The 14667-nt window shown below is 39.1% G+C and carries 17 protein-coding genes and 2 pseudogenes; 9 read left to right on the plus strand and 10 right to left on the minus strand.

Annotation, left to right across the window (positions count from 1 at the left end):
* Positions 1 to 8: 8 nt before the first annotated feature.
* From AC1DDX_RS09980 to AC1DDX_RS10015, 8 genes are all read left to right on the plus strand, one after another.
* The gene (locus AC1DDX_RS09980; RefSeq protein WP_477622006.1) at positions 9 to 1115 is read left to right on the plus strand and encodes a carboxylate-amine ligase; all 1107 of its coding nucleotides are present in this window, start codon (positions 9 to 11) and stop codon (positions 1113 to 1115) included.
* Entirely contained in the window at positions 1112 to 1945 is an 834-nt protein-coding gene (locus AC1DDX_RS09985; RefSeq protein WP_337716942.1) for a type 1 glutamine amidotransferase, read from the plus strand. The genes AC1DDX_RS09980 and AC1DDX_RS09985 overlap by 4 nt, the downstream gene beginning before the upstream one ends.
* Before the next feature lie 2 nt (positions 1946 to 1947).
* Positions 1948 to 2601, plus strand: a complete 654-nt coding sequence (locus AC1DDX_RS09990) for a hypothetical protein (RefSeq protein ID WP_477622007.1) — start codon at positions 1948 to 1950, stop codon at positions 2599 to 2601.
* Positions 2602 to 2617: 16 nt separating this feature from the next.
* Positions 2618 to 2998, plus strand: coding sequence for a hypothetical protein (locus tag AC1DDX_RS09995; RefSeq protein ID WP_448636257.1), 381 nt, complete (start codon positions 2618 to 2620; stop codon positions 2996 to 2998).
* A gap of 50 nt (positions 2999 to 3048) precedes the next feature.
* On the plus strand, positions 3049 to 3207 hold the full coding sequence (locus tag AC1DDX_RS10000; protein WP_172662124.1) for a FeoB-associated Cys-rich membrane protein: 159 nt from the start codon (positions 3049 to 3051) through the stop codon (positions 3205 to 3207).
* Positions 3208 to 3216: 9 nt separating this feature from the next.
* Complete coding sequence (locus AC1DDX_RS10005; protein ID WP_172662125.1) at positions 3217 to 3813, plus strand: Crp/Fnr family transcriptional regulator; 597 nt, start codon at positions 3217 to 3219, stop codon at positions 3811 to 3813.
* Between the two features lie 87 nt (positions 3814 to 3900).
* Positions 3901 to 4431 carry a YceI family protein gene (locus tag AC1DDX_RS10010; RefSeq protein ID WP_477622008.1) on the plus strand — a complete coding sequence of 177 codons (531 nt, stop codon included), beginning with the start codon at positions 3901 to 3903 and terminating at the stop codon, positions 4429 to 4431.
* A gap of 40 nt (positions 4432 to 4471) precedes the next feature.
* Entirely contained in the window at positions 4472 to 5347 is an 876-nt protein-coding gene (locus AC1DDX_RS10015) for a pirin family protein (protein WP_337716946.1), read from the plus strand.
* Positions 5348 to 5402: 55 nt separating this feature from the next.
* Here the strand turns inward: AC1DDX_RS10015 and ispF are convergent, their stop codons facing one another.
* The 3 genes and pseudogenes from ispF to porV all read right to left on the minus strand — a co-directional run bounded on the left by ispF (position 5403) and on the right by porV (position 7002).
* Complete coding sequence (ispF, locus tag AC1DDX_RS10020; RefSeq protein ID WP_172662128.1) at positions 5403 to 5879, minus strand: 2-C-methyl-D-erythritol 2,4-cyclodiphosphate synthase; 477 nt, start codon at positions 5877 to 5879, stop codon at positions 5403 to 5405.
* A gap of 26 nt (positions 5880 to 5905) precedes the next feature.
* Positions 5906 to 6070: pseudogene (locus tag AC1DDX_RS10025) on the minus strand (type IX secretion system outer membrane channel protein PorV); the annotation flags it as partial.
* Between the two features lie 17 nt (positions 6071 to 6087).
* Positions 6088 to 7002 (minus strand): type IX secretion system outer membrane channel protein PorV, encoded by a 915-nt coding sequence (gene porV / locus AC1DDX_RS10030; protein WP_477622009.1) that lies wholly within the window; start codon positions 7000 to 7002, stop codon positions 6088 to 6090.
* A gap of 212 nt (positions 7003 to 7214) precedes the next feature.
* Here porV and AC1DDX_RS10035 point away from each other — a divergent pair, with 212 nt between their 5' ends.
* Entirely contained in the window at positions 7215 to 8801 is a 1587-nt protein-coding gene (locus tag AC1DDX_RS10035; protein WP_288883470.1) for an SUMF1/EgtB/PvdO family nonheme iron enzyme, read from the plus strand.
* A gap of 55 nt (positions 8802 to 8856) precedes the next feature.
* Here AC1DDX_RS10035 and AC1DDX_RS10040 read toward each other — a convergent pair whose 3' ends face one another.
* From AC1DDX_RS10040 to AC1DDX_RS10070, 7 genes and pseudogenes are all read right to left on the minus strand, one after another.
* Positions 8857 to 9354, minus strand: a complete 498-nt coding sequence (locus AC1DDX_RS10040; RefSeq protein ID WP_337716950.1) for an acyl-CoA carboxylase biotin carboxyl carrier protein subunit — start codon at positions 9352 to 9354, stop codon at positions 8857 to 8859.
* Positions 9355 to 9356: 2 nt separating this feature from the next.
* On the minus strand, positions 9357 to 10013 hold the full coding sequence (locus AC1DDX_RS10045; RefSeq protein ID WP_337716952.1) for a DUF4159 domain-containing protein: 657 nt from the start codon (positions 10011 to 10013) through the stop codon (positions 9357 to 9359).
* On the minus strand, positions 10010 to 10714 hold the full coding sequence (locus AC1DDX_RS10050) for a 16S rRNA (uracil(1498)-N(3))-methyltransferase (protein ID WP_337716954.1): 705 nt from the start codon (positions 10712 to 10714) through the stop codon (positions 10010 to 10012). Before AC1DDX_RS10050 ends, AC1DDX_RS10045 begins: the two co-directional genes overlap by 4 nt.
* A gap of 11 nt (positions 10715 to 10725) precedes the next feature.
* On the minus strand, positions 10726 to 12042 hold the full coding sequence (locus AC1DDX_RS10055) for a hemolysin family protein (RefSeq protein ID WP_477622010.1): 1317 nt from the start codon (positions 12040 to 12042) through the stop codon (positions 10726 to 10728).
* Positions 12042 to 12596: an inorganic diphosphatase gene (locus tag AC1DDX_RS10060; protein WP_048903407.1), complete on the minus strand. Its 555-nt coding sequence runs from the start codon at positions 12594 to 12596 to the stop codon at positions 12042 to 12044. Before AC1DDX_RS10060 ends, AC1DDX_RS10055 begins: the two co-directional genes overlap by 1 nt.
* Before the next feature lie 8 nt (positions 12597 to 12604).
* Entirely contained in the window at positions 12605 to 13267 is a 663-nt protein-coding gene (locus AC1DDX_RS10065; RefSeq protein ID WP_172662135.1) for a DedA family protein, read from the minus strand.
* A 45-nt stretch (positions 13268 to 13312) separates the two neighbouring features.
* Positions 13313 to 14664, minus strand: a pseudogene (locus AC1DDX_RS10070) (NADH-quinone oxidoreductase subunit N).
* Positions 14665 to 14667 lie beyond the last annotated feature (3 nt).

Genomic DNA, 14667 nt, shown 5'->3' on the forward strand with positions numbered 1-14667 from the left:
AATGAATTATGATGAATGAATTTACGCTTGGTGTAGAAGAAGAATACATGGTGGTTGATCCGGTAACCCGTGAACTTACCTCACATGATCAAAAAATAGTTGAAGCGGCTCAAAAAATACATAAAGATCAGGTTAAAGCTGAAATGCATCAGGCTGTTGTAGAAGTAGGAACAGGAATTTGTAAAAACACGGAGCAGGCACGAGCCGAAATCTCGCAATTAAGGTATACGGTTTCGCAGCTGGCAGGGGAGCAAGGGTTAAGAATTGGTGCGGCAGGCACACATCCTTTTTCCCATTGGGAAAAACAGCTGATCACTGAGCATCCACGTTATAGTGAAATCGTAAATGAGTTGCAGGAGGCTGCAAGATCCAATCTGATTTTTGGCTTACATGTACATGTCGGTTTCCAATCCAGGGAGCTTGCCATTCATATTGCAAATCAGGTGCGCTATTTTTTACCGCATGTGTTTGCCCTATCTACCAATTCCCCCTTCTGGGAAAGCAGGAACACGGGATACAAATCTTTTAGAACTAAGGTGTTTGATAAGTTCCCCAGGACGGGCATTCCTGATATTTTCAATAGCATTGAAGATTACGACAACTATGTTAAGCTGCTCATTAAGACCAATAGCATTGACAATGCCAAAAAAATATGGTGGGACATCAGGGTACACCCTTTCTTTGAAACCATAGAGTTCAGGATTTGCGATTGTCCAATGTTGATTGATGAAACCATGGCTTTTGTAGCCTTATTTCAGGCCCTTTGTGCCAAGTTGTATAAACTACGCCTGCAGAATATGAAATTTATCAGCTATTCCAGAGCCCTGATAAATGAAAATAAATGGRGGGCTGCCCGTTACGGCATTGACGGGAATCTAATTGATTTTGGTAAGGAGATGGAGGTAAACTGCAGAAATCTGATATTGGAATTACTGGATTTTATTGACGATGTGGTAGATGATCTGGGCTGCAGAAATGAGATCAACTATGTACTTAAAATACTTGAGAATGGAACCGGGGCTGATAGGCAATTGGCTGTTTACGAACAAAGTGGTAACTTTGAGGCCGTAGTAGACTACATTACTACTCAAACATTAATTGGGGCTAAGCAGTGAGCATAATAGATAGAAATAAGATTAGGGTTGCCGTAATTGACATGAATAATGGCGTGACCAACCAGGGGATGCGTGGGATACAGGAAATCTTGTTGCGCTATCGCGTGGAGAATGATATAGATCTGGGGTATGATATTTTTGACTTAAGACAGCGGGGAGAAATCCCTGATGAGCATTATGATATCTATATTTCAAGCGGGGGCCCGGGAAGTCCCTTTGATGGTGTGGGGGAAAAATGGGAAAGTGACTTTTTTAACCTGCTAGGTAAAATAGAAACCCATAATCAGATCAGCCAACAGAAAAAACACGTTTTTTTAATCTGTCACTCTTTTCAAATGGCTTGCAGAAAGTATCATGTTGGAGAAGTGATCAGACGAAAATCAACCGCTTTTGGCATTTTTCCTGTGTTTTTAACGGAAGAAGGGGAAAATGATTTAATTTTTAGTGGTTTACCTAATCCATTATATGCTGTTGACAGTCGCGACTGGCAGGTGATAAATCCTGATGATGTGCTATTTTCCAACTCGCAGGCCAAGGTCTTGGCTTTGGAAAAAGAAAGACCACATGTTGATTTGGAACGCTGTGTAATGTCGGTTCGTTTTACCAACGAAATAATCGGAACACAGTTTCATCCCGAGGCAGATCCTGTTGGGATGAAAATGTATCTGTTACAGGATGATAAGAAGAAAGCAATTACCGAGAGTTACGGGCAGGAAAAATATGAAGACATGTTGTCAAGTCTTGACAATCCTGATAGAATTAAACTCACGCAGAGTGTTATTCTGCCTAACTTTTTAACTGAGGCATTAAATGCCTTACAGGAAGCGTAACTATGATTAGCAAATACAGGGGCCAGTTTAACAGTTCCTTCACGGAACAGAAGTACAAAAGCTTTTTAAAAATTCTGGAATCCGGATTAACAAGCATCCCTTTTAGAGTTGCCGAAACTCCTGTGTTTATTCCTTCAGATCTGCAGAAGAAACTAATTGATGCAGGGGAAGAAATCATAAAACTCATAAAGCAGCCTGACTTTAAGGCACTTACTAAAGATGCTATTCCCTCAAATTGGAATGTTCCAAATGAAAATGAACACCCGCATTTTTTAACTTTCGATTTTGGGATATGCAAGGATGCAAATGGTCTTTTGACACCAAAGCTAATTGAAATGCAGGGTTTCCCCTCCTTATATGGATTTCAGCCTGAGCTGGGGAGGGTTTATAAGGAGTCGTATGAATTGCCTGCGGCTTTAACCCCGTTTTTTAATGGATTGGATGAGCAGAAATACGTTAGCCTACTTAAAAGGGTAATTATTGGCGATTACGCACCTCAGGAGGTAGCACTAATGGATATTGATGCGCCGAATCAAAAAACAGCAATTGATTTTTTAATTACCCAAAAATATTTAGGTATAAAAATTTTGAGCCTGACAGATATCTTTAAAGAAGGGAATGCGCTATTCTATAAAGAGGAAGGAAAGGATCAGTAAATATACCATGCCCTTTTTGAAAAGCGAATTTGTACCAGAAACTCATTTCCTAGATACGTTAACTGAAATCCCTTCAGATCTCGAAAACTATGTTTTAAAACCCTTGTTTTCTTTTGCAGGCATGGGTGTGATTATTGATGTAACAAAAGCGGACATCGCTGAAATTAAAGACCCGAAGAATTGGATACTTCAGCGAAAAGTTGTTTATGAGCCCATTGTGCAATCGCCGGATGGTGGGGTAAAACTGGAAATCAGATTGATGTATTTATGGGCGGATGGCCAGGAGCCCCAGTTGTGCATTAATTTAGCACGCTTAAGCAGAGGAAAAATGATTGGCGTGAGATACAATAAAGACTTTGATTGGGTTGGTGGCACGATTGGCCTTATGGAAAAGTAAATTTACAATTAACAGACCTGCGAGAAGCAGGCATTAACTAATTTTGGGATATGGATATTCAGACTATTCTGGTAATTATACTGTTTGCGGGGGCATTATTTTATGTTGGCCGCATCGTTTATCGCTCAATAGCACCTAAAAATGGTGGCTGTGGTTCCAACTGCAAGTGTGGCGTAGATTTTTCCAATGTTAAAATAGACAAGAAATAGATTTTATCTATGACAGCCTTACTTGAGCCATTTAAAACTTATTTAAAAAACAAAGTAGCGATAACTGATGAGCAGTTTGGCCTCATTTCTGACAAACTTAAAGTAAAAACCTTCGATAAAAACGAGATGATCCTGATGAAGGGCGAAGTTTTATCTCATGGCTTTTTTGTTTTAAGTGGTCTGTTACGCAGTTATTCAATAGATAGTAAGGGGAAGACGCATATCATTCAGTTTGCCCCCGAACAATGGTGGCTTTCGGAACGTAACGGGATGTTCAATGAAGCATCAGAGTTTTTTATTGATGCCATTGAGCCTACAACAGCTATTGCAGTAAACAAGGATTTTATGAATGATGCTGCAAAGCATGTTCCCTGCATGAGTGACCTTAATAGCACCATGCTCAATAATTCCATCCGGTTTATGCAGAAAAGGATCAATATGCTTTTAAGTGCTACAGCCGAAGAACGCTATCTGAATTTTATAAAATTATATCCAAATCTTACCTTAAGGGTGCCACAGTGGATGATTGCCTCTTATTTAGGCATTACACCTGAATCATTAAGCAGGGTCCGTAAAGACCTGGCGCATAAGCATTTTAAACCTTAGTGTTTTCTTATCATAGGTCAATGTGGGGCCAAACATCTGTTTGTAATTTTGTGTTGTAATTAAAGAACAACTTAAAAAAACAATATTATGGCAACTACACAATGGGTTTTAGACCCGACCCACAGCGAATTACAATTTAAAGTTAAACACTTAATGATTACTACTGTAACCGGTAGTTTGYACCTGATCAGCGCGACATTAACTTCAGAAGGTGACGATTTCGAAAACGGAAAGGTTACTTTTGAAGGCGAAACCTCCTCTATCAATACCGGAAACGCTGACAGAGACAATCACTTAAAAAGTGCTGATTTTTTTGATGCAGAAAATTTCCCTAAAATCACTTTTGAATCTACCTCATTAACAAAAGACGGTGATGATTACATTTTAAATGGAAATCTGACAGTTAAAGGCGTTACCAAACCGGTAGAATTGAATGCTGAATTTGGTGGTATCGCAACTGATCCATGGGGCAATACAAAAGCTGGTTTTACGCTAAGCGGCAAAATAAACAGAACTGATTTTGGCCTAACATGGAATGCGGCATTAGAAACTGGTGGTGTTATGGTTAGTGAGGCAGTAAAAATAGCAGGTGAATTACAGTTTGTAAAACAAGCCTAAACAATTAAAACCAAGCATCCATAAAAAATTAAAGAGAAAAATGGAAGCAAAAACTAAAACGGTGTCGGCCATTTTAAATGCGCCGGCACCTCATATGGTTGGCGATGGCTTTAGGGTGCACAATTTTTTTCCGAAAGGTTATAAAATTAAAATGAGTCCATTCTTTCTGCTGGACTATAACGCCAGGATAGAATTCTCTGCACGTAACGAGCCCAGAGGTGTAGGTGTTCATCCTCATAGAGGGTTTGAGACGGTAACCATTGCATACCATGGCGCAGTTGCACATCATGACAGCGCAGGCAACAGCGGTGTAATTTATCCCGGTGATGTGCAATGGATGACCGCTGGAAGTGGGATATTACATAAAGAATATCATGAAGAGCAGTTCAGTAAAAAAGGCGGAGCCTTTCAAATGGTTCAGTTGTGGGTGAATTTACCTGCAAAAGATAAAATGACCTCACCAAGGTATCAGGATGTAAAGCATAGCGAGATGGCAAAATACAATCTGGAGAATGGAGCTGGTGAAATTGAGGTAATTGCAGGTGACTATAACGGGACCAGAGGGTCTGCAACCACCTTTACCCCACTTAATTTATTCAATGCCCGGCTAAATGAAGGAGGCAAAGCATTTTTTAATTTTCCTGCCGGACACAATACTGGTTTTGTAGTTATAGAAGGTCGTGTAAAAATTAATGATACTGAAATTGCCAAAACTGATCAGTTTGTTCATTTCAAAAATGACGGTTCGATAATAACAGCTGAGGCCTTGGAAAACTGCATTATCCTGATATTAAGCGGCGAGCCGATAAATGAACCGATTGCTCAGTACGGACCTTTCTTAATGAACAAGCCAGAAGAGGTACAGCAAGCGATAAATGATTACAACCAGGGTAAATTTGGATACCTTGACGAATAATAGGTACTTTTTTGATTTTTAGGAAACCGGAAAGCTTTACAGCCCTCCGGTTTTTCTATTTCTCGATAAGGCATACCGCGTAGGCGACTACGCCCTCTTCCCTGCCTATAAAGCCCATTTGCTCATTGGTGGTCGCTTTTATAGAAATATCATCAATAGACATYCCAATTGCTTCCGCTATATTCTTTTGCATCTGGGGAATATGGGGATTAATTTTTGGCGCTTCCAGGCAAAGCATTGCATCGATATTACCAATCTGCCATCCCTTGTCTTTAAGAAGCTTTACACTTTCCTTTAGGAGGATCAGACTGCTTATTCCTTTCCACTGAGGGTCGGTATTCTTAAAATGAAAGCCAATGTCTCTTAAATTCGCAGCGCCTAACAAGGCGTCGCAAATTGCATGGAGCAAAACATCTGCATCGGAATGGCCAAAAGCTCCTTTATGATGTTCCAGATGAACTCCGCCTACTACAAATGGGTGATTATCCTTTAACTGATGCACATCGAACCCAAACCCTACTTTAATTTTCATTTGTTAAATTATGTTGTTATATACTGTTATTTGGCATCGCCAAAATTGAAAAGCAATGTAAAGCGTAATGTATTTGCCAATGGACTCTTTTGTGCATTGGCCGCCAGATACGCAAAATCGATATTGAAGACATTGTATTTTAATCCGGCACCAAGTGTAAAATATCTTCTATCACCCTTTTGCGGGTTCTCATAAAAATACCCGGCTCTTAGCGCAAACTGCTGGTTGTACCAATACTCGGTACCGAGCGATCAGGATCCTTTCCCGCTAAGATCCTTCCATTTTCATCATATATTGGTTGAGTTGGCACCAGAAGCTTGTTAAAATCAAGCGCAAAAGTAAACTGATTGTAATCGTCGATTAAAAAGGTTGAGGCTCCTCCTATTTTAAAGTTTGTGGGCAGAAAGTTCTTTTCCCCACCCTGTACATAGCTGATTTTTGTTCCAATATTTGAGATGTTAATTCCGGCGGAGAGGATCGCATCTTTACCCAGGAAAATAGTCGGTTTTTTGTAATATGCAGAAACATCAACTGCAATTGCTGAGCCAGCCTGCGTTTGCTGTCCTGCTGCAAACTGACCTGACAACAAATTGGAATAAATGTATCTCAATGAGGTACCTAGTGAAAACGAGCTGCCAAATCTTCTGGCATAGGTTACGTCCAATGCTAGTTCATTTGGACTATAAACTCCTAGATCTTGCTGGTTAATGTCTACGAACTGTATTTCACCCAAAGAAAAATACCTTAAAGAGCTCCCCAGGGTACTCTGGTCATCAAGTTTATAAAACCCACTTAAATAGGCCAGATTAATATCAGGAACCAGGCTTTTTAACCAAGGACTATAAGAAGCGGAAAATCCATATGGTTTATCTAAAAAAGCTAGTTTAGAAGGGTTTATACTCATTGAGTTTGCATCCGGAGCAATTGCCACTCCAGCATCTCCCATGCCTCCGATCCGGGCATCAGGAGTAATCAACAAAAAAGGGACCGCTGTAATGATATTATTTGGAACACTTCCATTTGTTTGGGTACCTGGCTGTACTTCTTGGGCAAACAGTCCTGTAGCAACTGTTGCCAGCGAAAAAATGCTTAATGCAGTTTTTACAGTGTACCTTAAATTCATGCGTCCCGTATAATTAATACTATTGCACGCAAGTTAACATAGTGCTGCTAAATTTCAAAGTATTCCCCCGGTTTACAAAGCATTTGAATAATATCCTACCTGAAAACTCTGTTCGGAGATAATTTGTTTCAATTTTATAAAAAAAGTTTTTTTGGAGCGAACACCTTTTTTTGTGTAGTTTTAACCTTTAGAGTAACTATTTGCGCAATCCAATGAAAAAATCATACCTATACTCGCTTGCATATCTCGCACTTGTAGCCTCCCTTGTCTCCTGTAAATCTAAATCAGGAACTTCGGACAAGACAGGATTAGCCTATAATAAAAAGGAATATGGAGGATTTCAGGTCAACAATAAATTCAAAAGAGGACCCGGTCCCGGCCTGGTCGAAATTGAAGGCGGTGTTTTTGTAATGAGTGGTAGCGCAATAAATGTTGCAGGACAAGAACTAAGCGATTACAACCATAAAAGAGAAACTACTGTTTCTTCTTTTTATATGGATGAAACGGAAGTTTCGAACACGAACTGGCTGGAATACCTAAATTGGATAAGAACCAATTATCCAACTGATTACGAATATTATTATAACGAAATACCCGACACCTTGGTTTGGCGAAGACCGTTATCATACAATGAACCTTATGTGGACAATTATTTAAGGCACCCTGCCTACCAGGATTATCCGGTAGTTGGGGTTACCTGGGAACAGGCGTCAAGGTATTGTGACTGGAGAACTGATCGGGTGAACGAATTGCTCCTCAGGGATCAGGGTTATATGACGAGCTTTAAAGACATAAACGGGGATACCAGAAGCGGTGTTGCCGAGGCAAGCGAAAGACCGACAGCACCTTTTAATACGGAAACCTACCTAAGTGGCCAGCATAATGATAAAGGTAAAAAGGCGATGAAAGATCTAAGCCCTACCAGTGCTAAAGCTGCCGATGCCGGCGCGAATGGGAAAGGTGCAACCAGAACGGTAAGACTGGAAGACGGGATTTTAAAACAACCGTATCGCCTGCCAACTGAAGCCGAATGGGAATATGCTGCACTTGGATTAATTGGCAATACGGAGTACGAAAACATTCATGAAAACAAAATTTATCCATGGAATGGGCTGGGGTTAAGCTCTGCAAAGAAAAAAACCCGTGGTTTGATATTAGCCAACTTCAAAAGAACAAAAGGTGACTATATGGGTGTTGGAGGTTCTTTAAATGACAAAGGCGGGCTAACCGTTCCGGTAAGATCTTACACGCCAAATGATTTCGGCTTGTACAATATGGCTGGAAATGTAAATGAATGGGTTGCGGATGTTTATCGCTCCAAAACTTTTGAGGCTGCCGATGCGTTTAACCCTTACAGAGGAAACTTTTATGAGGATAAAAAAATAGCCGATCCCAGTACCGGAAGGATAGAAATAGACAAACACAACCGTCCTGTGATGACTGCAGCTGTATCGGCAAGAAAACAAACATGGGCGGAAAAACAAGCCGCTGCGAGTAAACCTGCAGATTCTGTGAATACTTACGCCGATCAAAGAGGGTACCGTGACAAGGCAAATGACCTGTATGGTGAAATTACACTTATTACGGATAAATCCAGGGTATATAAGGGTGGATCATGGGATGACCAGGCCATGTGGTTAAATCCTGCAACCAGAAGATTCCTTCAACAGGATGAATCAACAGCCGACATTGGCTTCAGGTGTGCAATGACAATGCTTGGTGCCTCTGAAATTAGATCTATGGGAAAACCGCAATTCAAGACTAAACCGCAAAAGGCCTTTAAAGCTGGCAAGAGATAAACATATTTTTATTTTGATATAACAAAAACGGGGGTCATGTGGCCCCCGTTTTTGTTTATTGAAATTGTATCAATATTTCATTTTTCTCTACCTTGTCTGCCTTATTGATGAGGATCTTCTTAATCATTCCCGAAGCTGGAGATTTAATAACATTTTCCATTTTCATGGCCTCCAGCACCAGTAAGCTATCTCCTTTGCTCACCTGTTGCCCCTCAGTAACCAAAACACTCAAAACCAGGCCTGGCATAGGGGCTTTAATTTCACTAACCTTATTGGCCAAAGCACTATCCATGCCCAATTGCTTAAGTAACTGATCATATTGATCTTCCATTGCGATGGTATAGGTAGTTCCATTTACCTTGATGACACTTGTTTTATCAGCTTTACTTTCGGAGACGACCTCTATGTTGTAGGATTTATTATTGTAGATCACGTGAGTATGGTTATTCCCCAAACTTCTTGGATCTAAAGTTACTTCCAAACCATTAACACTCATTGAATTATTGTTTATTTCGACATTGAAATTGTAGTGTTCGTTGACTTTTACCTTCATAACTATTGTGTTAATGCGTATTGAATTAAATTTGCGCCCATTTTAAGCGCGCTGGAGCGCTTATCCTGAGTATCTCCAGGGTAAGTTCCATAATCCTCCCATCCATTCCCCAAATCGCATTCATAAGTGTAATAACAAACGATGCGTCCTTCCCAGATTAATGCAAAACCCTGAGGTCTTTTATTGTCGTGTTCATGGATCTTGGGCAGGCCATTGGGAAACTTAAATTTTTGATTGTATATCTGATGATTGGCTGGTAATTCTGTGAATGTTAATTCAGGGAATACTTTCTTCATTTCTTTACGGATAAACTTATCCAGTCCGTAGTTATCATCAATGTGTAAGAAGCCGCCACCGATTAAGTATTTACGGAGGTTACTGGCTTCAGCACCACTAAAAACGACATTCCCATGTCCTGTAAGGTATACGAATGGGTAATTAAATATTTCTGCACTTCCAACCTCAACAATTTCCTCCTGCGGGGCAAAGTTTGTTTGCAGGTTCTTGTTACAAAAGTCGATAAGGTTGGGAAGTGCGGTTCTATTGGCATACCAATCGCCACCACCATTATATTTTAGTTTTGCTAATTTATAAGTAGGGGAATAAAAGCTTGAGCATATCAAAATTATTCCGGCGAAAAAAAGGGGTTTAAACTTCATCGATTTAAATAATTCACCTCAAAACAGGCCGCTAAAGCAGCGGTTTCTGTTCTCAGCCGTGTATTACCTAAAGTTAAGGGTTTATAGCCATTCTGCAAAGCCAAATCAATTTCCATCGGTGTAAAATCACCTTCTGGTCCGATCAGGATGGTATAATGCTGATGAGGTTCAGCAATTTGACTGATGTACTGCCTGGAAGACTCATCAATGCAATGCGCTATCATCCTATTAGTGGTATTTTCTATTTTTAAGAAATCGGAAAAGTTTATCTGAGGATTAACTATAGGATGATAGGCTTGAAGGGATTGCTTCACAGCAGAAGTAACGACCTTAACCAACCGGTCTTCTTTAACTACACGACGCTCAGAACGATCACAAATTATTGGCGTGATCTCTTCTATCCCTATTTCAGTCGCTTTTTCCAGAAACCATTCTAATCGATCTATGTTTTTAGTTGGTGCAATAGCAATATGCAGCCGATGATTCCGCTTGTTGTAGTTATGGGTTGCTTCCAGAACTTTTAGTTCAACGTTTCTCTTTGTCTGGCCTACAATTGCAGCCTTGTAAAGTCCTCCAACGCCATCAATAAGGTAAACTTCGGCACCAATATTTAATCTTAAAACCTTTATGCAATGCCTGCTTTCATCCTCATTTAAGACATAATCATCAGAAATGATGTCTGGTGTATAAAAAACATGCATTACAAAGTAGATTAATGGTTGTCGACCATATCACTCTTGCTAATCACGAGCTCCAGTTTTATGGTTTCTATATTCTGTTCTGTTTTCTTTAAGATCGTAAATAAATACCCATAACATTCTTCGCTATCACCTACTTCAGGGATCTTTCCAAATGCATGAGACACAAGCCCTCCTACTGTATCAAAATCCTCATCTTCGGGCAGATCATGAGGTAAATGCTCATTTACATCATAAACAGTTGCATAAGCATTAATGATAAATTCTGTATCAGATATTTTTTCAACAGTTGGTTTTTCCTCATCATACTCGTCCTGTATCYCACCAACAATCTCCTCTACGATATCTTCCAGCGTTACCATTCCGGCTGTACCGCCGAATTCGTCAATGACAATAGCAATTTGAATGCGCTTCTGTTGAAGTTCACTTAGCAGGTCATTTATTTTCTTTGTTTCAGGTACAAAATATGGCTTCCTGATAATATCACTTAAAGACCATTCTTTATTACCCGCCAATAATGGGAGAATATCCTTTGCGTGAACAATTCCGATAATCTTATCGATAATGTCATCATAAACAGGCATCCTTGAATATCCTTCGCCAATTATTGTTTCTACAACTTCCTGTTTAGGTGTAGATAATTCAATTCCAGAAATTTTGGTTCTTGGAACCATGATATTTTTAACAACTCGCTCATTAAAATCAAAAACGTTTTTAATCAGTTCGTGTTCATTGGTATCCAGCGCGCCACTTTCTTTACCCTGATCCAATAAATAATACAACTCTTCTGTACTGTGTACTGATTCATGTCCACCTACATTGGAAATACCAAACAGCTTAAGGATTATATTAGCCAGGCCGTTTAAAACCCATATAAAAGGTCTGAATAGCCAATAGAATGCCTGAAGGGGAACAGCAATGAATAATGTTGTAGCCACAGGTCTTTGTATTGCTACCGACTTTGGTGCCAATTCTCCAAATACGATGTGCATTACCGTAATAAATAGAAATGCAATAAACGTAGATATAGAGGTAATGTAAACCTCTGATAAATTAAAGTTAATCAGCGCATCGTGAACAATGTTATGCATCACAGATTCACCGACCCAACCCAAACCAAGAGAGGCAAGCGTAATACCCAGCTGTGTTGCGGCTAAATAGCCATCAAGATGCTGGGTAATGTATTTTGCGATATTTGCAACCCTACTTCCGGATTTCGCTTTAATTTCAATTTGCGAGGCCCTAACCTTTACAATTGCAAATTCTGCTGCAACGAAAAATCCGTTCAGCGCTACTAAGAAGAATGTTAAAAATATCTTGAGACCTTCCATTAAGAATTCTTATTTCTAAACTTTTCGTCATAGAGAGCAATGCTTTCCTGTATGACTTTATGTGCATATCTTACACCCAACAGATGTTCGATAGTTACTTTCTTTTCTTCCAGTGCTTTATAATCCTGGAAGAACTTAACGATTTCTTTCATTGTATGCGGAGGCAGATCAGCCAAATCATTAATGTAATTAACCGACATATCGTTTTTAGCTACCGCAATGATTTTATCATCTTGTTCGCCGTTATCTACCATATGCATTACGCCGATAACTTTCGCCTCGATAATTGACAATGGATAAACATCCACTGAGCATAACACCAAAATATCAAGAGGGTCATTATCATCGCAATAGGTTTGTGGAATAAACCCATAATTAGCGGGGTACATCACTGAAGAGAATAATACTCTATCTAATTTAATCAGATTAGACTCTTTATCAATTTCATATTTCGCTTTTGAACCTTTTGGAATTTCTATAATGGCATTAACAATTTCAGGTAAATTATCGCCTGGAGAAACGCTGTGCCATGGATGATGATCGTAATTATTCATTTTTTATTTTATTGTTCTGTATTTGTTGTTTCTTTATCTGTGTTATTTACCACCTTCTTTTTCACGAACGTGATGATAAGCGGAATGGTCGTAACAATAATAAAGCCTATAATTATGTATAATAAATAATCGGTTATTTCTTTTTCAAATCTTTTACCTAAGAAATAACCAAGCAAAGTTAAGGAAGCTATCCATAATATTGCACCTGCAATGTTATATAATGCAAATCTCTTAAAATCTAGTTTAACTACGCCAGCAAAAATCGGGGCAAAAGTCCTGACGATCGGAACAAATCTTCCCATTATTAAAGCAAAAGCTCCCTGTTTGTTGTAATATTCCTCGGCAGCTTTCAAATAACGCTTTTTAAAGAAGAAAGTGTCCTTCCTATGATAGAGTACAGGGCCCGTCTTTCGACCAAACCAATACCCGGTAAAATTACCTGAAATGGCAGAAAGGCATAAACCCAGGATAAGCACGTAGATATTTACATCCAACTTTCCTGTTGCTACAAACATGCCCGCAAGAAATAAAAGGTAATCGCCTGGTAGGAAGAACCCAAAAAATAAACCAGTTTCAGCAAAAATAACGAACATTACAACATAAAAACCACCTTCTTTAAGTAATTTTTCAGGGTCGATAAAATGCTGTAATGAGGTCCAGAAATCTTGCATAGTTCAATTACTCGTAAAACTACAAATAATTATCTAGAGAAATGGTTATATCAAATTTAAAATTACCGCAGGGTATACCCCTAAAAATAATGTAATTACAACTGAAAAAATCAATACTGCTTTGTATTGAAGCGGTACTTCCAGCTCAATTTCATTACCCTCTTTAAAGTACATGGCCACGATTACTTTAAAATAATAGTAAAAGCCAACCAAGGCATTTAAAATAGCGAATGCAACAAGAAGGATCTGATACTCTCCCATTACATTCAGAAACATTAAATACTTCCCGATAAATCCTGCTGTTAGCGGTATACCGGCCAGCGATAACATCGCTATTGTGAGCACCAAAGCAGTTAGTGGATTGCGTTTAGCCAGTCCGTTAAAGCTGTCAAAATGATCATTACCTGTTTTCTGTTTAACCATAATTAGCACCGCAAACGCAATGATACTGGCAAAAGTATAAGCTGCTGCATAAACCAATACATTATTTGATGAGTTTGCAGACAAGGTTACTAACGAAAACAATAAGTAACCTGCATGAGATATACTCAGTTCTTTTGAAATAAGGCAGTAACATTTCCAATAAACAATGTAATACAAACAATTGCAACTAGTGGTGGTAGCCAGAAATCATGAAGCGGAGCAAAAGTATCAGCAAACAGGCGTAAAAAGGCAGCAAAACCTGCAGTTTTCACTACTGTGGACATAAAAGTTGTAATCAAAGTCGGCGCACCCTCATATACGTCCGGTGTCCAAAAGTGAAACGGTGCAGCTCCTACTTTAAAGCTCAATCCTATTAACATCAGAATTACACCCGGATAAAACATCGGGGAGATGGATTTGTAATTGCCCACTAAATACTGATTAATGGTCTCCAAATCGAACGAGCCTGTCGCACCATAAATCAAGGTAATGCCAAATAGTAAGAATCCTGTTGAGAATGCTCCCATTAAAAAGTACTTCAATGAAGCCTCATTAGATGCAAAGTTACTTTTCCGAATACCCGCAAGTATATATAAACAAACAGACATAATCTCAATGCCAATAAACAACATGGACATGTTCTTGTAAGAAACCATGATGATGATACCTGCCAGTGCAAATAATATTAGTGTGAAATATTCAGCAATATTTTCACTATCCGCTGCAAAATAATTTTGTGTAAGTAGAAATACAAACAATGTACCCAGGATGGTTATACCTGAAAAAGCCAATGCAAAATTATCCATCTGCATCATGCCAAAATAGGTCTGATTAGTGTTCCATGAAGTAGCAACAAAAGCCAGTGAAATAAGCAATCCAATAAGAGTAATGGGTAATAATGCTTTTTTAGCCTTAAACAAACCTGCGTAAAGCACTACTAAAGCTGTAACAGTAATTGTTATTATGATATTCATTTG

Source organism: Pedobacter sp. 10L46_2 (genome assembly GCF_056395165.1).